Source organism: Methylobacterium sp. FW102-HT35C08 (assembly GCF_058790235.1).
On record NZ_JBYTCL010000002.1, the window covers coordinates 5,402,119 to 5,418,183 of the forward strand.

The window sequence follows — 16,065 nt, forward strand, 5'->3', positions numbered from 1 at the left end:
TAGCGACCGGGCCGCGCACGAGCGAACGAGAGATCCGCATGATTGACGCCACGGTGCCGGCCCTGTCGTTCGGCGCGCTCCTGGCCCTCATCCAGATCGGCAGCATCGCCATCGCGGGGCGACGCCTCGGGCAGGTGCACGGCCCGTCGCGGTTTCCGGCAGGCGCGCCCGTCTCGCTGATCCGCCCGCTTCACGGGCTGGAATCCTACAGCGAGGAGATGCTGATCCGGAGCTTCCGCCTCGATTATCCGGCCTACGAGCTGATCTTCTGCGTGGCCGATCCGGGCGATCCGATCGTGCCGATGGTGGAGCGCCTGATCGCCGCCCACCCGCAGGTGCCCGCCCGCCTGATCCTCGGCGATGAGCGGATCAGCGAGAACCCGAAGCTGAACAACTGCCTGCGCGGCTGGCACGCCGCCGCCCACGACTGGGTTGTCCTGGCCGATTCCAACGTGGCCATGCCGCCGGACTACCTGCAGCGCCTCCAGGCGGCGTGGCGCGCCGATACCGGCCTGGTCTGCTCCACCCCCGCCGGGGCGCGCCCGGGCAGCTTCATGGCCGAGGTGGAATGCGCCTTCCTCAACACCCTGCAGGCGCGCTGGCAATACGCCGCCGAGGCCTTTGGGCTGGGCTTCGCGCAGGGCAAGAGCATGCTCTGGCACAAGCCGTTCCTGGACCAGCGGGGCGGCCTTCAGGCGCTGGCCGCCGAAATCGCCGAGGACGCGGCCGCCACCAAGCTGGTGCGCGCGGCCGGCAAGCGCGTCCACCTCGTGGCGAGCCCGTTCGAGCAGCCGTTGGGCCCGCGCGGCTTCCGGGAGGTCTGGTCCCGGCAGCTCCGCTGGGCGCGCCTGCGCCGCGTGACCTTCCCGCTGTTCTTCGCGCCCGAGATCGGCAGCGGCGTCCTGCTGCCGGCGCTCCTCGTCGCCCTCTGGGCCGGCAGCCTCGCGGGCCTTGCCGGCGCTGCCGGCCTCGCCGCCCTGTGCTATGGCGCCGAGCACCGGCTCGCGCTCCGCGCGGGCTGGCACCGTTCGCCCCGCATGCTGGCGGCCTTCCTGGTGCGCGACGCCCTGATCCCGGCAATCTGGCTCGGCGCCTGGGTCCAGAGCGCCATCGTGTGGCGCGGCAACGCCATGGACGTGCGCCCGCGGCGGGCCGCCGAGGCGCGCAGCTACGCGCCGACGGCCTGACGGCGCCCGACAATCCGGAGGCCGAGACGTGTCGCGCCGCTACGCCCTGTACTGCCTGCCCGCCCCGGGCTCACGCCTCGAAGCCTTCGGACGGGGCGTGCTCGGTTACGACAACGTCTCCGGGGCGCCGGTTCCCCATCCGGCGGGCCTGAACGAACTTGCGGCCATCACCACGGGGGCCCGGATTTACGGATTCCACGCCACCCTCAAGGCGCCCCTGCGCCTCGCGGCGGGTGCCACCGAGGCCGGGCTCATCGCCGCCGCCCGCGACCTCGCGGCCGCGCACCCGCCGGTGGCGGTCGGGCCTCTGGTGGTCGCCGCGCTCGGGGCGTTCCTCGCCCTGGTGCCGGAAGACCCGCCGCCGGCCCTGGGGCTGCTCGCCGCCGAGTGCGTTGCGGCGCTCGACCCGTTCCGCGCGCCGCTCACCGAGGCCGAGCGCGCGAAGCGCCGCCCGGAGCGCCTCGACCCGCGCGGCCGGGCGCTGCTCGATCGCTGGGGCTACCCGTACGTGTTCGAGGCCTTCCGCTTCCACATGACCCTGACCGACGCCCTGCCGGAGGCCGAACGCGACGCCTGGCACCGGCACCTGTCGGAGGCCTACGCCGCCTCCGGGCCCGAGCCCCTGGTGATCGACGCCCTCGGCCTCCTGACCCAGGACAGGGCCGGGCCGTTCCGGCTCCTGGCACGCCTGCCCTTCGGAGAACCCCGTGGCTGACCTTTCCCTCGGCCTCGAGCCGGCGGTCGACCCGAGCGCCCGGGTCGCGGATTGCCGCCTCGGCCGCTTCACCGAGATCGGCGCCCGCACCCGTCTCACCGAGACAAGCCTCGACGACTATTCCTACATCGGCCAGGACGGCGAGGTGATCTACACCACGATCGGCAAGTTCTGCTCGATCGCCGCCAGCGTCCGGATCAACCCCGGCAATCACCCGATGGAGCGCGCCTCCCAGGCGCATTTCACCTACCGGGCGCAATCCTACTGGCCCGAGGAGGCCGACGAGCGGGCCTTCTTCGACCGGCGCCGGGCGAGCCCGGTGTCGATCGGCCACGATGTCTGGATCGGCCACGGCGTGGTGGTCCTGCCCGGCCGCACCATCGGCACCGGCGCGGTGGTCGGGGCCGGCGCGATCGTCACGCACGACGTCGAACCCTACACGATCGTGGTCGGCAATCCCGCCCGTCCGGTCCGGCGCCGGTTCCCGGACGCCGTCGCCGCGCGCCTGGAGCGCCTCGCCTGGTGGGACTGGGATCACGAGCGCCTCCGCCGGGCGCTCCCGGATTTCCGCGGGCTTCCGATCGAAGCGTTCCTCGACCGGTACGAAGCCGAGAGCGGCAATCGACAGTAGACGTTGCGCCGGCAAACAACATTGGATCGTATTCGTCATCCAATCGTCGTGGAACCGGCGTTTAGGTGCGGCCATTCCGCGGCGGATGGATGCATGCTGGTCATCGAGGATCTTACGCGCCAGTACGTCGGCCGACGCGCCGTCGACGGTGTCTCGCTGCAGATCGAGCCCGGCAGCTTCGTCGGCGTGATCGGCCGGTCCGGCGCCGGCAAATCGACGCTGCTGCGGCTCATCAACCGGCTGGCCGACCCGAGTTCCGGGCGCATCCTCCATGACGGGCGCGACGTCACGCGGCTGCGGGGCCGCGCCCTGCGGGATTGGCGCACCCGCTGCGCCATGATCTTCCAGCAGTTCAACCTCGTCGGCCGCCTCGACGTGATGACCAATGTCCTGATGGGCCGGCTGAGCCACGTGCCGAGCTACCGGTCCCTGCTGCGCCAATGGTCCGAGGAGGACCGGGCGATGGCGCTCGCCGCCCTGGAGAGCTTCGACATGGGCGAGTTCGCCGGCCAGCGGGCGGACGGCCTGTCGGGCGGCCAGCAGCAGCGCGTCGCCATCGCCCGCGCCCTGGTGCAGGAGCCCGAGATCCTGCTCGCCGACGAGCCGGTCGCCTCCCTCGATCCGCGCAACACCCGCCTGGTGATGGACGCGCTGGCCGAGGTGAACCGCCGCTACGGCATCACCGTCCTGTGCAACCTGCACTCCCTCGACCTCGCCCGTGCCTATTGCGACCGCCTCGTCGGGCTCAGCGCCGGCCGGGTGGTGTTCGAGGGCGGGCCGTTCGACCTCACCGAGGATGTCGCCCGCCGGCTCTACGGCCTGGAGGCCGGCGAGGTGCTCGATGATTCGGCGCGGCGCGAGGCCGAGCAGCGGGCGGCGATGCCGGGCCGGCCCGGCCTCGTGTCGGCGCGGCCCGTGCGCGAGGCCGCCCTCGGCGCCTGAACCGGGCCGTCCGGCCCCAACACCAACCACGGATCGGGAAACGCCCGGCCGGCCACGCGCCCGGCCGAACCCGCGACACACGCCGACACGAAGGACGACACGATGATCACCCGACGCACCCTCGCCGCGGCCGCCACGGCCCTCGCGCTTCTAGGCCTGCCGGCCGCCGCCCAGGACTGGAAGGCGCAGTATCCCGAGCTGACCCTGGCGGTGATTCCGATGGAGAATGCCAGCGGCACCGTCGACCGCTACGCGCCCCTGGCGGACTACCTGACCAAGACGGTCGGCGTGCCGGTGAAGCTGCGGGTCGCCAGCGACTACGCCGCGGTGATCGAGGGCCAGCGCGCCGGCAACATCCAGCTCGCCTTCTACGGACCGGCCTCCGTCGCCCGCGCCGCGATGACCGGCGTGAAGGTCGAGCCGGTGGTGAGCCCGATCCACGAGACCGGCGCCGCGGGCTACTACTCGGTGATCTACGCGCTGGCCTCCAGCCCGTACAAGACCATCGAGGATCTGAAGGGCAAGAACCTCGCCCTGGTCGATCCGAACTCCACCTCCGGCAACCAGGCGCCGCGCTTCTTCCTGAAGCGGGCCGGCTACGACGTGGACAAGTTCTTCGGCAAGGCGGTCTTCGCCGGCAGCCACGAGAACGCCGTCCTGGCGCTGACCCAGGGCACGGTCGAGGCCGCCGCCAACCTGTGGAATTCCGAGACCGACTCGATCGTCACCCGCATGATCACCAAGGGCATGCTGAAGAAGCCCGACGGCACGCCGATGCAGACCTCCGACTTCCGGGTGGTGTTCAAGTCCGACTTCCTGCCGGAAGGGCCCTACGCCATGCTGTCCACCCTCCCGGACGACCTGAAGGCCAAGATCCGGGACGCGTTCGTCGCCCTGCCGAAGGCCGACAAGGCCGCCTTCGACCGCCTCTCCGACGGCAAGGACCAGGGCCTCAAGCCGGTGACCCTCAAGGATTACCAGCCGATCATCGATATGCTGCGGTTCAACGACGAGCAGCGCAAGAAGTCCTGATCCGGAGGCGACGGCCTTGCCTGGCCTGACGAAGCTGCCGCCGGAGCGGGAAGCCGCCCTCTCCGGCCTCTACGCGGCCTCGACCGGTGCCGCGCGGCGCCGGACGCTGGCCGGGTTCGCGGCGGTCGCGGCCCTGGCCCTCCTCGCTGGGTATGCCGCCGAGGTGCGGCCGCTGGTCCTCGCCGGGAACATCGGCAAATTCACCGCCTACATCCAGCAGATCCTGCCGCCGGTCGGCCTCGACCATCCGGTCGAGGATCTGCGCGCCTGGTACTGGGGCCTGCCGGGCTGGCTCGCACTGCTGGGCGAGACCCTGCTGATGGCCTATCTCGGCACGCTGCTGGGGGCGCTGGCGGGCTTCGCCCTCAGCTTCGTCGCCGCCGCCAACCTGGTGCGGTCGCGGCTGCTGCGGATCCTGGCCAAGCGCTTCCTAGAGGTCTGCCGCACCGTCCCGGACGTGGTGTTCGCGCTGATCTTCGTGATCGCCTTCGGCCTCGGACCGATGGTCGGCGTGCTGGCCATCGCGATCCACACCACGGGAGCGCTGGGCAAGCTGTTCTCCGAGGTGGTCGAGAATATCGACATGCGGCCCGTCGAGGGCCTGTCCGCCTCGGGCGCCTCCTGGGTCGAGACCGTGCGCTTCGCGGTGCTGCCGCAGGTGCTGTCGAACTTCGCCTCCTACGGGCTGCTGCGCTTCGAGATCAACGTGCGCGGGGCGGCCGTGCTGGGCTTCGTCGGGGCAGGGGGGATCGGCCAGGAGTTCCTGGCCGCAATCCGCAACTTCTACTACGCGGACGTGAGCGCGATCCTCGTGCTGATCATTCTGACCGTGTTCTGCATCGACCTCGCCACCGAGCGGGTCCGCCACCGGCTGATCGGCCCGGAGACCGCCCGATGAGCGCGGCCCGCACCGGAGCCCTGCGGGCGGCGGCCCGCGCCGACCTCGCCCGGCTGCGCGCCCGCTACCCGGCGCAGTTCCGCGCCGACCGGGCGGCGCGGGCGCGCCTCGTTGGCGTTCTCGGCGTCCTGGTGGGTCTCACCGCCCTGGCGTGCTGGCGGCTCGACATGTCGGCCGAGCGGATCGTCCACGGGCTCGGGCGGCTCGGGTCCTTCGCGGTGCTGATGCTGCCGCCATCCCCGGAGGGCCATCTCTGGACCTTCCTGCACGCGCTCGGCGAGACGCTGGGCATCGCGTTCCTCGGCACGCTCACGGCGGCGGTGCTGGCCTTCCCGGTGGCGTTCCTGGCCGCCCGGAACGTCGTGCCGAACCCATTCGCCCGGTTCGCGGTCCGGCGCGGCCTCGACATCCTGCGCTCCGTGGACGTGCTGATCTGGGCGCTGATCTGGATCAACGTCGTCGGGCTCGGCCCTTTCGCCGGCCTGCTCGCCATCGCCTGCTCGGACGTGGGCGCGCTGGGCAAGCTGTTCTCGGAGGCGATCGAAACCTGCGACCGCCGCGCCGGCGAGGGCGTCGTCGCCTCGGGCGGCTCGGCCCTCCACCGCATCCGCTTCGGGCTGATCCCCGGGGTGCTGCCGGTGCTGGCGAGCCAGGTGCTGTACTTCTTCGAGTCGAACACCCGCTCGGCCACGATCATCGGCATCGTCGGCGCCGGCGGCATCGGCCAGTACCTCACCGAGCTGATCCGTGTGCTGGAGTTGCAGCAGGTCGCCTTCCTGGTGCTGATGATCCTCGTCACCGTGGCGGCGATCGACTGGGTCTCGACCCGCCTGCGCCGGGCGATCATCGGGCCGGCGGCGCGCTGAAAGTCTGGCCGAATGACGTCATTCCGGGGCGCCGCAGGCGAGCCCGGACCCGGAGAGGCACGCCGGAGGCGGGCAATCCAGACCCGCCGACGCGGCAGGATTGCACATCGCAGGCGGTTCTGGGTTCCGGGCTCCGCATCGCGGACCCGGAACGACGCGGCGCGTGAGCGGGACCCGCCGCATCCGGGCCTCATCCAGGTCTGCTCACCCCCCGATCACCAGCTCCACCCGGTCGGCGGCGAACAGGGTCCGGTTCGCCTGGATCGGCACGCCCGCGGGATCGACGTTCACGCTCGACACCACGAGGACGACCCGCCCCGGCGCGATATCGAGCCGCCGCGCCTCCTCGGCATCGGCCGGGCGGGCGCGGACGCGTGTCGAGAGCCGGGTGTAGTCGGGGACGCCGCAGGCCGCGAAGGCCCGGGTGATCGACCCGCGCGCAGCATAGGCCTCGCCGAAGCCGGCGAAGCGCGGCAGCGGCAGCCAGGTCAGCGCGGTCGAGAGTGGCGCGTCGTCGGCCCGGTGGACCGTCAGCAGTTCCAGAATGGGCGCGCCGGGGGCGAGGGCAAGCGCCGCCGCCTGCTCGGGCCCGGCCGGACGCGTGGTCGAGCCGATCAGGTCGCCCCAGGCCTCGCGGCCCGCCCCGGCGACGATCTCGGAGAAGCGGGTGCGCGGCCCGATCGGGTAGGCGAGGGGCGCCTCCTCCACGAAGGTGCCTCGGCCCTGGCTGGCGCGGACGAGGCCGCCCTCGGCCAGAGCGGCCAGCGCCCGCCGCACCGTGTGCCGGTTCACCGCGAACCGCGTCGCCAGGACGGCTTCCGGGGGCAGCTTCTGGCCCGGTGCGTAACCGCCCGCCGCGATCTCGGCCGTCAGGGCGTCGGCGATCTGCCGCCACGCCGTCAGCCCCTCGCCCCGGACAAGGCCGGGTGCCTGCGCCTGCGCATCCATCCTGTCATCCAAACTTCATTTGTGGCCAGCACGCCAGTTGTCTATACACCTATACAACTGAGCGAAGGAGGGAGTCGCGGTGACGACGAACCCGAGGAATCCGGAATGCGGCGGCGATGGCGCGGCGCGCCGCGCCGTGATGGCGCTCTGCGCCGAGGCGAGCCGCGCCGACCTGGAGGCAGCCCTGTCGGCGCTCGACAGCCCGGCCAGCGCCGATCTGCGGCCGCCGGAGACCGGCCTGGTGATGGCGACCGGCCGGATCGGCGGCGACGGGCGCCCGTTCAATCTCGGCGAGGTCAGCGTAACCCGGGCCGCGATCCGCCTCGCGGGCGGCCCGGCCGGCTTCGCCTACCATCTCGGTCGCGACCGCACGAAGGCGCGGCTCGCCGCGATCCTCGATGCCCTCTGGCAGAACCCGGCCCGGCGCGCCCGGGTCGAGGCGGCCCTGGAGCCTGTCGCCCGGCGGGTCGAGGCGTCCCACGCGCAGGCGGCCCGGCGCACGGCCGCGACCCGGGTGGATTTCCTGACCCTCGCCCGCGGAGAGGATTGAGCATGCTCGCACCCGGCTTCGCCGATCCCGTCCACGATGCGCAGGCGGCGTTCCGCGCCGTGATGGACGCGCTCGCCCGGCCCGGCCGGATCCGGCCGCTCGACCCCGGCCTCACGCCGCCCGCGCCGCTGACGCCGGAACTCGCCGCCGTCGCGCTGGCGCTCACCGACGCCGACACGCCGGTCTGGCTCGACGCCGCCCTCGCCGACGCGCCGGAGGTCGCCGCCTATCTGCGCTTCCACACCGGAGCGCCGCTCACCGACGATCCGGCCCGAGCCGCCTTCGCGCTGGTCCGCGAGCCCGCGCGCTGCCCGGCGCTCGGCTGCTTCGCGCCGGGTACGCCGGCCTACCCCGACACCTCCACCACCCTGGTTCTCGCCCTCGACGCCATCACGTCGGGGGCGGGGCTGCACCTGACCGGTCCCGGCATCGCGGGGAGCGCCCGCATGGCGCTGACGCCCCTGCCGGCGGGCTTCGTTGGCCAGCTCGCCGAGAACCGCGCCGACTTTCCCCTCGGCGTCGACCTGATCCTCACCGCTCCGGGCCAGGTCGCCGGCCTGCCGCGCTCCACCGTCGTGACGGAGGCTTGAGCCATGTACGTGGCCGTGAAGGGCGGCGAGGCCGCCATCGACAACGCCCACCGGCTCCTCGCCGAGACGCGCCGGGGCGACCCGTCCGTCCCGGAACTGTCCGTGGCGCAGATCCGCGCGCAGATGGCGCTGCTGGTCGACCGGGTGATGACCGAGGGCTCGCTCTACGATCCCGACCTCGCGGCTTTGGCCCTCAAGCAGGCCCGCGGCGACGTGGTCGAGGCGGTGTTCCTGGTCCGCGCCTACCGGACGACGCTGCCCCGGTTCGGCGCCTCCGTGCCGCTGGAGACCGGCGCGATGGCGCTGGAGCGCCGGATCTCCGCCACCTTCAAGGACCTTCCGGGCGGCCAAGTGCTCGGGCCGACCTTCGACTACACGCACCGGCTGATCGACTTCGCCCTGGCCGCCGAGGCGGACGTCGAGCCCGCGGCCGAGGCCGAGCCGCGGGCCGATGCCGCCACCTGCCCGCGGGTCACCGACCTGCTGGCGCAGGACGGCCTGATCGAGCCGTCGCCGCCGGATGACGGCGCGCCCGCGGGCGACCTCACCCGCGAGCCGGTGGATTACCCGGCCGACCGGGCGCTGCGGCTTCAGGCGCTCGCGCGGGGCGACGAGGGCTTCATCCTGAGCCTCGCCTACTCGACCCAGCGCGGCTACGGCCGCACCCACCCGTTCGTGGGCGAGATCCGGGTCGGCGAGGTCGCGGTGGAGTTCGTGCCCGAGGAGCTGGGCTTCGCGGTGCCGCTCGGCCGGGTGCGGCTCACCGAGTGCCAGATGGTCAACCAGTTCAAGGGTTCGCGCGCGGCCCCGCCCCAGTTCACCCGCGGCTACGGGCTGAGCTTCGGGCAGAGCGAGCGCAAGGCCATGGCGATGGCCCTGGTCGACCGGGCGCTCCGTGCCGAGGAGCTCGGCGAGCCAGTGGCGAGCCCGGCGCAGGACCAGGAATTCGTCCTGGCCCATTGCGACAGCCTCCAGGCGACCGGCTTCGTCGAGCACCTGAAGCTGCCCCACTACGTCGACTTTCAAGCCGAGCTGGAGCTGGTCCGGCGCCTGCGCGCCGAGTTCGAGCAGACATCCGAGTCCGTCGAGATGCAGGAGGCCGCCGAATGAGCGCCGCGATCGCGCAGCGCCCGGAGAGCGAACCGGGCTACAACTTCGCCTATCTCGACGAGGGCACGAAGCGGATGATCCGCCGGGCCATCCTCAAGGCGATCGCGGTGCCGGGCTATCAGGTGCCCTTCGCCTCCCGCGAGATGCCGATGCCCTATGGCTGGGGCACCGGGGGCGTGCAGGTCACGGCCGCGATCCTCGGGCAATCGGACGTGCTCAAGGTGATCGATCAGGGGGCCGACGACACCACCAACGCGGTCTCGATCCGCCGCTTCTTCGCCCGGACCTCCGGTGTGGCGACCACCACCCGCACCACCGAGGCGACCATCATCCAGACCCGCCACCGCATCCCCGAGACGCCGCTCGCCGAGGGCCAGACCCTGGTCTATCAGGTGCCGATCCCCGAGCCCCTGCGCTTCCTCGAACCGCGCGAGACCGAGTCGCGCCAGCTCCACGCGCTCGCCGAGTACGGCGCCATGCACGTGAAGCTCTACGAGGACATCAGCCGGCACGGCCACATCGCCACCACCTACGCGTATCCGGTGGAGGTCGCCGGCCGCTACGTGATGGACCCGTCGCCGACGCCGAAGTTCGACAACCCGAAGATGGACGATTGCCCGGCGCTCCAGCTCTTCGGCGCGGGCCGCGAGCGGCGGATCTACGCGGTGCCGCCCTACACGCGGGTGCGCAGCCTCGATTTCGAGGACCACCCGTTCCGCGTGCAGGAATTCACCCAACCCTGCGCCCTGTGCGGGGCAAGCGGCCACTACCTCGACGAGGTGGTCACCGACGATTCCGGAGGCCGGATGTTCATCTGCTCCGACACCGACATCTGCGAGACCCGCGTGGCGGAGGCTGGCCGATGAGGGCGCCGCTCCTCTCCGCCCACGGCCTGACCAAGGCCTACGGCAATCGCCTCGCCTGCGCGGGGATCGATCTCGACGTCACCGAGGGCGAGGTGCTCGCCATCGTGGGCGAGTCGGGCTCGGGCAAGTCGACGCTCCTGTCGCTGCTCGCTGGCGAGCTGGCCCCCGATTCCGGCGAGGTCCGCTACCGGATGCGCGACGGGCGGACCCGCAGCCTCGCCGATCTCGGGCCCGCCGAGCTGCGCCGGCTGATGCGCACCGACTGGGGCTTCGTCCGCCAGGACGCGCGCCAGGGCCTGCGCATGGCGGTCTCGGCCGGCGGCAATGTCGGCGAGCGGCTGATGGGCATGGGCGAGCGCCATTACGGCCGGATCCGCGGCCAGGCGCTGGACTGGCTCGGCCGGGTCGAGATCGAGGCCGGCCGCGTGGACGACCCGCCGAGCCAGTTCTCCGGCGGCATGCGCCAGCGGCTGCAGATCGCCCGCAACCTCGTCACGGGGCCGCGCCTCGTGCTGATGGACGAGCCGACCTCGGGCCTCGACGTCTCGGTCCAGGCCCGGCTCCTCGACCTGATCCGGCGGCTTTCGGCGGAGCTCGGGCTCGCGGTGATCATCGTGACCCACGACCTCGCGGTGGCGCGGCTGCTCTCGCACCGGATCGCCGTGATGCGGGCCGGCCGGGTGATCGAGACCGGCCTGACCGACCGGGTGCTCGACGATCCCGAGCACGCCTACACCCAGCTCCTCGTTTCCTCGGTGCTCGCCGCATGACCGCGCTTCTGACCTTCGAGGACGTCGCCAAGAGCTTCACCCTGCACCTGCGCGGCGGCATCGTGCTGCCGGTGGTGGGCGACGTCAGCTTCACGGTCGAGCCCGGCGAATGCGTGGTGCTCGGCGGCCCATCGGGGGCGGGCAAGTCCTCGCTCCTCAAGATGGCCTACGGCAATTACCGCTGCGACGCGGGTGCCATCCGGGTCCGCGACGGCGACGCCGTGGTCGACGTCGTCCGGGCCGACCCGCGGGTGGTGCTGGCGCTGCGGGCGCGGGTGATCGCCTACGTGTCGCAGTTCCTGCGGGTGATCCCGCGCGTCTCGGCCCTCGACGTGGTCGAGGCCGCGGGCCGCGAGGGCGGGCTCGACGCCGAGACGGCGCAGGCCCGCGCCAAGGACCTGCTCGCCCGGCTGAACCTGCCCGAGCGGCTCTGGGGCCTGCCGCCCGCGACCTTCTCGGGCGGCGAGCAGCAGCGGGTCAACATCGCCCGGGGCCTGATCGCCGACCGGCCGCTTCTGCTGCTCGACGAGCCCACCGCCTCCCTGGACGCGCAGAACCGTGCGGTGGTCGCCGACCTCGTCTGCGAGAAGCTCCAGGCCGGGGCCGGCGTGCTCGGCATCTTCCACGACAGCGAGATGCGCGACGCTGTGGCGACCCGGGTGGTCGATGTCACCCGCTTCGCGCCGCAAGCCCGGGCAGCCTGAGGAACAAAGATGGACGACCTGATCCTCGAGAACGCCACCCTGGTCCTGCCCGACCGGGTGCAGCGCGGCTGGCTCGCCGTCTCCGACGGGGCGATCGCCGAGATCGGCGAGGGCCGGGCGCCCGCGCGCGGCTTCGATTGCGCCGGCGATTACCTGATCCCCGGGCTGATCGAGCTGCACACCGACCATCTGGAGAGCCACTACGCGCCGCGCCCCAAGGTCCGCTGGCACCCGCTCGGCGCGGTGCTCGCCTACGACGCGCAGATCACCGCCTCGGGCATCACCACGGTGTTCGATTCGCTGCGCGCCGGCAGCGATCCGGACGGCAGCGGCCTCGGCTCCGAGCTGGAGCAGCTCGCGGGCGCCATCGCCACCGCCCGGGCCGGCGACCTGTTCCGGGCCGAGCACTTCACGCACCTGCGCTGCGAGTTGCCCTCCACCGACGTGCTCGACACGGTGGCGTCCTTCACGGCCCGCTATCCCGTGGGGCTGATCTCGCTGATGGACCACACCCCGGGCCAGCGGCAATTCCGCGACATGGAGAAGTACTACACCTACGCCACCCGCGGCGGCCGGCCCATGGAGGAGATCCGCGCCAACACCGAGCGCAAGATCCGCGACGGCCGGGCGCTGAACGCCAAGAACCGCCCGGCGCTCGTCCAGTTCGCCCGCGAGATGGGGATCCCGCTGGCGAGCCACGACGACACCACCCTGGCGGATGTCGATCTCGCGGTCGGCGAGGGGGTGCGGCTCGCCGAGTTCCCCACCACCCTGGAGGCGGCCGAGTCCGCCCACCGGCACGGGATCACCGTGATGATGGGGGCGCCGAACCTGATCCGCGGCGGCTCGCATTCGGGCAACGTCGCCGCCGCCGCCCTGGCCGAGGCCGGGCGTCTCGACATCCTGTCGTCGGATTACGTGCCGGCGAGCCTGCTGATGGCGGCCTTCCTGCTGCCCGAGCAGGTCCCCGCCATCACCCTGCCGGCGGCGCTCGCCACCGTGACGGCGAACCCGGCCCGGGCCACCGGCCTGACCGACCGCGGCGCCCTGGAGGCCGGCCTGCGGGCCGACCTCGTGCGGGTGCAGCGGGCCGAGGGCGTGCCGGTGGTCCGCGCGGTCTGGCGCGCCGGGGCGCGGGTCGCCTGATGCCGGGCTGCCTCGTCCTCGTGGTCGGCCCGAGCGGGGCCGGCAAGGACACGCTGATCCGGCTGGCCCGCGAGGCTCTGGCCGACGATCCGCGCTACGTCTTCCCGCGCCGCCTCGTAACGCGGCCGCCCTCGGCGGACGAGGATAACGACCAGATCGACGAGGCCGCCTTTGCCGAGGGCTGCGCGGCGGGCCGGTTCACCCTGAGCTGGCGCGCCCACGGCCTCGGCTACGCCCTGCCGCAGGCGGTGGGCCGGCTCGCGGCGGACGGGCACGTGGTGGTCTGCAACGTCTCGCGCCGCATCGTCGCCGAGGCCCGGGCGGCCGGCCGGCCTGTGAGCGTGGTCGAGATCACCGCGCCCCCCGAGATCCTGGCGCAACGCCTCGCGGCCCGCGGCCGTCCAGAGGACGGCGACCTCGCCGCGCGCCTGGCGCGGGCGGGGCAGGTCGAGCCGGATGTGCGGATCCTCAACACGGGGGCGCCGGAGGCGGGGGCCGCGCGGTTGGTGGCGCATCTGCGCGGCTGTTGAGCGGCGATCACTGGCCCTGCCGCCATTTCAGATAGGCTTGGTAGATCTCTTCCTTCCCGGCCTTCCGGTTGGGCTGTGACTGGAAGAACCGGTCGAGATCCGGCCGGTCGGCGGCCTCCTGCTCCCGGTGGCGATCGAGCCAGTCCTGCGCGGGCCGGAAGCGCGTCCAGCCGTTCACCGAGGCCGCAAGGTTGACCTCGCGCCATTTCGGATGCCGCTGCGGAGCCAGGAACTTGTCGAACTGGCCGAAGAAGGCGTCGACGAAGCGGACGAGCTTGTCGTAGCGCGCCGATCCCCGCGGGCTGTTGTAGACGCCGAGGACCGTGCCCACCGCGACGGTCTCCACCGCCTCGTCGGCCACGAGCTTCGGGTAATCGGCCCGGGTCAGGGTCGCGGGGATGTAGGCCTCGTTCATCGTGTCCGGGTAGGGCGCCTTCACGAAGTGGAAGCGGTCCCCCGGATCGAAGCCCGCGATGAAGGCCACGGGCTTCGCCGCCACCGACACGACGGCCGCGATCTCGCCCTTGCGCAGCATCTCGAGGGCGGTCGGCTGGTCGACGTTGATCGCCTCCACGGTCACGCCGAGTTCGCGGAACATGGCCCTGCCGCTGTAGTCGGTGCCGCTGCCCTTGACGTCGAAGCTGACCCGCTTGCCGGCCAGATCGCCGACCGTCCGGACCTCTTTGGGCGCGATGACGTGGAGTTCGTCATCGAACAGCTTGGCGATGAACTGGATGTGCCGCTCGATGTTCTTGAGCCGCTTGTCCTGCCGAAGCTGCTCTAGCGTATCGGTGCGGACGAAGCCGAGGTCGACGCCTTTCAGGAAGCGGATGTCGTAGGCATTCTCGCCCGCCCCCTTGCCGAGGATCGGCAGGACCCGAAGCTTGTCGCCGTCGTCCAGCACGAAGGCGAGATCGGCACCGACGCGGAAATAGGTTCCGCCGGGCGTGCCGGTCACCACCGTCACGGTGTTGGCGTTCATGCGCTCGCCGAGAGCGGCCTCCGTTGTCGGGCCGCTATCGGGAGGCGAGGAGTCGGAGGCGGCGGCGGCGGGGCCGGACGCCATCAGGGCGAGCCCGAGAAGGGCAGCGTATCGGGCAAGCCTCGGCATGTGCGTGTCCCTCGGTGATCGTCGGATTGCGGTCAGGGCGCGGGGTCAGCGGCCCGTCGCGGCGAGCAGCCGCTCGTCGGTCGGGTTCTGACCCGCGGCCTTCGCGTACAGACTTCGGGCGAGATCCGGATCGGCCCGCAGGCCGCGCACGTTCCAGCGCCGCAGCATGGCCGGGTCCCAGGTCTGGGCGAGGAGAAAGGTCGCGTCCGCCGCGTTGCGCGCCTGTGCACGCTCCAGCAGGAGGCGGGCGCCGCTGATGTCGCCGCGCCGGATCAGGCCCCTGGCGCGCTCCACCAGCGGGTCGACCTGCGGCGTCGGCTGGGCGGTCCCCGGGGGATGCGCGAGCCGCCCGGACTCGCCCTCGGCGGCCGGCCGCCTCTCGACGACGGCCGGCGGCGCCGGGCGATCGATCGCCGCAATGGTCTCGGCCGGCGTACCGCTGGCCGGCGGCACGCCGGCGCCCGCGGTCGTGACCGCCGCATCGGGCGCCGCGGCCTTGGCGATGACCGGGGTGGCCGACGGCGCGCCGCGCGTGGGTGCCGGTGGCGAATCGGGGCCGCGCGGCCCGTCGCCGGCGGTCACGGGCCGGTCAGGATCGTTGGGGAGGAAATTGACGTTGAGGAGGCTCGTCGCAACATCGACCTGCCCACCGGGCTCCGGCGTCCAGATCGCCGCGACGGCGAGCGGAAAGCTGCTCTCGCGCCCGTCGGTCTGGGTGATCTGGATATTCGGAAGATCCCACGCGCTGATGTCCACCTCCCGCTTGTCGTCGGACGGCGAGAAGGTGTTGATGGAGTCGCTGATCGTCACGCCTCGGGGCAGGCCAAGCAGGTGGATGGCCTCGATGGAGATCGCGCCCACGCGGACAAGCCTGACATCCAGCGGAAGCGGAGTACCGAGTTTTCCGGACACATCGTGCGTGGCCACGAACAGATCCGCCGTCTTGCCCCGCGTGGGATCCGCATCGCTTGCGCTGCCCGGCGCGGCGGCATCGGCGGGAGGCTTACCGCCCGCACTTTGCGCAGAGGCCGGCGGCGCGAAGCAGGCGATCGACGCGAGTGCTGCCAGAGTCGGCGCGTATCCCGCCCTATTTCGGCAAAGCGTTTCCATCGGATGCACTCCTTGTCGGGCGCTATTCCGTTATATATGGCGCCGAGTACAGTGATGATCCGTCAGCGTCAACTAATATTGGTTAGACTCAGGGGATGTATCGTGGAAATAGGTGACGAAATCAGTTGATTTGAAAGTGATTCTGATTGGCGACTGCGTCACGTCGCAGGGTTCAGGCCCGGTTCACAGTCACGGACGGCCCCATCTCAATCCCTTCACGGCGCCGGGTCGTTTCGGCCAGTCGCTGTCGTCGGCTTGCGCGAGGGGTGTGCCGCGAAACCGGGTCGCATGATTCAGGCGGTTGAGCGGAAGGCCGCCTGAATGTGGGCCACTCTTGTCAACGCAACTTCCGAGAAGCA

At 72.0% G+C, this 16,065-nt stretch carries 18 protein-coding genes; 15 read left to right on the forward strand and 3 right to left on the reverse strand.

The window, feature by feature from the left end:
* Positions 1-38: 38 nt before the first annotated feature.
* The 7 genes from AC3WSN_RS25835 to phnE (AC3WSN_RS25865) all read left to right on the forward strand — a co-directional run bounded on the left by AC3WSN_RS25835 (position 39) and on the right by phnE (AC3WSN_RS25865) (position 6,271).
* Positions 39-1,187: a ceramide glucosyltransferase gene (locus AC3WSN_RS25835; RefSeq protein WP_492541873.1), complete on the forward strand. Its 1,149-nt coding sequence runs from the start codon at positions 39-41 to the stop codon at positions 1,185-1,187.
* A 28-nt stretch (positions 1,188-1,215) separates the two neighbouring features.
* Positions 1,216-1,902, forward strand: coding sequence for a DUF1045 domain-containing protein (locus AC3WSN_RS25840; protein WP_492541875.1), 687 nt, complete (start codon positions 1,216-1,218; stop codon positions 1,900-1,902).
* Positions 1,895-2,533, forward strand: coding sequence for an LbetaH domain-containing protein (locus AC3WSN_RS25845; RefSeq protein WP_492541877.1), 639 nt, complete (start codon positions 1,895-1,897; stop codon positions 2,531-2,533). The genes AC3WSN_RS25840 and AC3WSN_RS25845 overlap by 8 nt, the downstream gene beginning before the upstream one ends.
* A gap of 93 nt (positions 2,534-2,626) precedes the next feature.
* Positions 2,627-3,475 carry a phosphonate ABC transporter ATP-binding protein gene (gene phnC, locus AC3WSN_RS25850; protein WP_492541879.1) on the forward strand — a complete coding sequence of 283 codons (849 nt, stop codon included), beginning with the start codon at positions 2,627-2,629 and terminating at the stop codon, positions 3,473-3,475.
* A gap of 102 nt (positions 3,476-3,577) precedes the next feature.
* Positions 3,578-4,507, forward strand: coding sequence for a phosphonate ABC transporter substrate-binding protein (gene phnD / locus AC3WSN_RS25855; RefSeq protein ID WP_192706072.1), 930 nt, complete (start codon positions 3,578-3,580; stop codon positions 4,505-4,507).
* A 16-nt stretch (positions 4,508-4,523) separates the two neighbouring features.
* The gene (gene phnE / locus AC3WSN_RS25860) at positions 4,524-5,405 is read left to right on the forward strand and encodes a phosphonate ABC transporter, permease protein PhnE (RefSeq protein WP_492541881.1); all 882 of its coding nucleotides are present in this window, start codon (positions 4,524-4,526) and stop codon (positions 5,403-5,405) included.
* Positions 5,402-6,271, forward strand: a complete 870-nt coding sequence (phnE, locus tag AC3WSN_RS25865) for a phosphonate ABC transporter, permease protein PhnE (protein WP_492541883.1) — start codon at positions 5,402-5,404, stop codon at positions 6,269-6,271. The genes phnE (AC3WSN_RS25860) and phnE (AC3WSN_RS25865) overlap by 4 nt, the downstream gene beginning before the upstream one ends.
* Before the next feature lie 204 nt (positions 6,272-6,475).
* Here the strand turns inward: phnE (AC3WSN_RS25865) and phnF are convergent, their stop codons facing one another.
* Positions 6,476-7,219, reverse strand: a complete 744-nt coding sequence (phnF, locus tag AC3WSN_RS25870; RefSeq protein WP_492541885.1) for a phosphonate metabolism transcriptional regulator PhnF — start codon at positions 7,217-7,219, stop codon at positions 6,476-6,478.
* A 79-nt stretch (positions 7,220-7,298) separates the two neighbouring features.
* On the opposite strand from phnF, the gene phnG reads away from it, so the two are divergent.
* From phnG to phnN, 8 genes are read left to right on the forward strand one after another with little or no spacing between them, the layout of a single operon-like run.
* Positions 7,299-7,769: a phosphonate C-P lyase system protein PhnG gene (phnG, locus tag AC3WSN_RS25875; RefSeq protein WP_492541886.1), complete on the forward strand. Its 471-nt coding sequence runs from the start codon at positions 7,299-7,301 to the stop codon at positions 7,767-7,769.
* Positions 7,770-7,771: 2 nt separating this feature from the next.
* Positions 7,772-8,359, forward strand: a complete 588-nt coding sequence (gene phnH / locus AC3WSN_RS25880) for a phosphonate C-P lyase system protein PhnH (protein WP_492541888.1) — start codon at positions 7,772-7,774, stop codon at positions 8,357-8,359.
* 3 nt (positions 8,360-8,362) lie between these two features.
* Positions 8,363-9,469, forward strand: coding sequence for a carbon-phosphorus lyase complex subunit (locus tag AC3WSN_RS25885; RefSeq protein ID WP_492541890.1), 1,107 nt, complete (start codon positions 8,363-8,365; stop codon positions 9,467-9,469).
* Entirely contained in the window at positions 9,466-10,335 is an 870-nt protein-coding gene (locus AC3WSN_RS25890; protein ID WP_492541892.1) for an alpha-D-ribose 1-methylphosphonate 5-phosphate C-P-lyase PhnJ, read from the forward strand. The genes AC3WSN_RS25885 and AC3WSN_RS25890 overlap by 4 nt, the downstream gene beginning before the upstream one ends.
* On the forward strand, positions 10,332-11,105 hold the full coding sequence (phnK, locus tag AC3WSN_RS25895) for a phosphonate C-P lyase system protein PhnK (RefSeq protein ID WP_492541894.1): 774 nt from the start codon (positions 10,332-10,334) through the stop codon (positions 11,103-11,105). Before AC3WSN_RS25890 ends, phnK begins: the two co-directional genes overlap by 4 nt.
* Complete coding sequence (gene phnL, locus AC3WSN_RS25900) at positions 11,102-11,809, forward strand: phosphonate C-P lyase system protein PhnL (protein WP_192706081.1); 708 nt, start codon at positions 11,102-11,104, stop codon at positions 11,807-11,809. The genes phnK and phnL overlap by 4 nt, the downstream gene beginning before the upstream one ends.
* A gap of 9 nt (positions 11,810-11,818) precedes the next feature.
* The gene (locus AC3WSN_RS25905) at positions 11,819-12,955 is read left to right on the forward strand and encodes an alpha-D-ribose 1-methylphosphonate 5-triphosphate diphosphatase (RefSeq protein WP_492541895.1); all 1,137 of its coding nucleotides are present in this window, start codon (positions 11,819-11,821) and stop codon (positions 12,953-12,955) included.
* Positions 12,955-13,485, forward strand: a complete 531-nt coding sequence (phnN, locus tag AC3WSN_RS25910) for a phosphonate metabolism protein/1,5-bisphosphokinase (PRPP-forming) PhnN (RefSeq protein ID WP_492541897.1) — start codon at positions 12,955-12,957, stop codon at positions 13,483-13,485. The genes AC3WSN_RS25905 and phnN overlap by 1 nt, the downstream gene beginning before the upstream one ends.
* A gap of 7 nt (positions 13,486-13,492) precedes the next feature.
* On the opposite strand, the gene AC3WSN_RS25915 is transcribed toward phnN, so the two are convergent.
* Entirely contained in the window at positions 13,493-14,596 is a 1,104-nt protein-coding gene (locus AC3WSN_RS25915; protein WP_492541899.1) for a TAXI family TRAP transporter solute-binding subunit, read from the reverse strand.
* Positions 14,597-14,641: 45 nt separating this feature from the next.
* Positions 14,642-15,706, reverse strand: coding sequence for a hypothetical protein (locus AC3WSN_RS25920; RefSeq protein WP_492541901.1), 1,065 nt, complete (start codon positions 15,704-15,706; stop codon positions 14,642-14,644).
* Positions 15,707-16,065: the final 359 nt, after the last annotated feature.

Coding starts and splice junctions, on each gene's coding strand:
- AC3WSN_RS25835 (WP_492541873.1), top strand. CDS start 39: ATGATTGACGCCACGGTGCCGGCCCTGTCGTTCGGCGCGCTCCTGGCC.
- phnC (WP_492541879.1), top strand. CDS start 2,627: ATGCTGGTCATCGAGGATCTTACGCGCCAGTACGTCGGCCGACGCGCC.
- phnD (WP_192706072.1), top strand. CDS start 3,578: ATGATCACCCGACGCACCCTCGCCGCGGCCGCCACGGCCCTCGCGCTT.
- phnE (WP_492541883.1), top strand. CDS start 5,402: ATGAGCGCGGCCCGCACCGGAGCCCTGCGGGCGGCGGCCCGCGCCGAC.
- phnF (WP_492541885.1), bottom strand. CDS start 7,219: ATGGATGCGCAGGCGCAGGCACCCGGCCTTGTCCGGGGCGAGGGGCTG.
- phnH (WP_492541888.1), top strand. CDS start 7,772: ATGCTCGCACCCGGCTTCGCCGATCCCGTCCACGATGCGCAGGCGGCG.
- AC3WSN_RS25885 (WP_492541890.1), top strand. CDS start 8,363: ATGTACGTGGCCGTGAAGGGCGGCGAGGCCGCCATCGACAACGCCCAC.
- AC3WSN_RS25890 (WP_492541892.1), top strand. CDS start 9,466: ATGAGCGCCGCGATCGCGCAGCGCCCGGAGAGCGAACCGGGCTACAAC.
- phnK (WP_492541894.1), top strand. CDS start 10,332: ATGAGGGCGCCGCTCCTCTCCGCCCACGGCCTGACCAAGGCCTACGGC.
- phnL (WP_192706081.1), top strand. CDS start 11,102: ATGACCGCGCTTCTGACCTTCGAGGACGTCGCCAAGAGCTTCACCCTG.
- AC3WSN_RS25905 (WP_492541895.1), top strand. CDS start 11,819: ATGGACGACCTGATCCTCGAGAACGCCACCCTGGTCCTGCCCGACCGG.
- phnN (WP_492541897.1), top strand. CDS start 12,955: ATGCCGGGCTGCCTCGTCCTCGTGGTCGGCCCGAGCGGGGCCGGCAAG.
- AC3WSN_RS25915 (WP_492541899.1), bottom strand. CDS start 14,596: ATGCCGAGGCTTGCCCGATACGCTGCCCTTCTCGGGCTCGCCCTGATG.
- AC3WSN_RS25920 (WP_492541901.1), bottom strand. CDS start 15,706: ATGGAAACGCTTTGCCGAAATAGGGCGGGATACGCGCCGACTCTGGCA.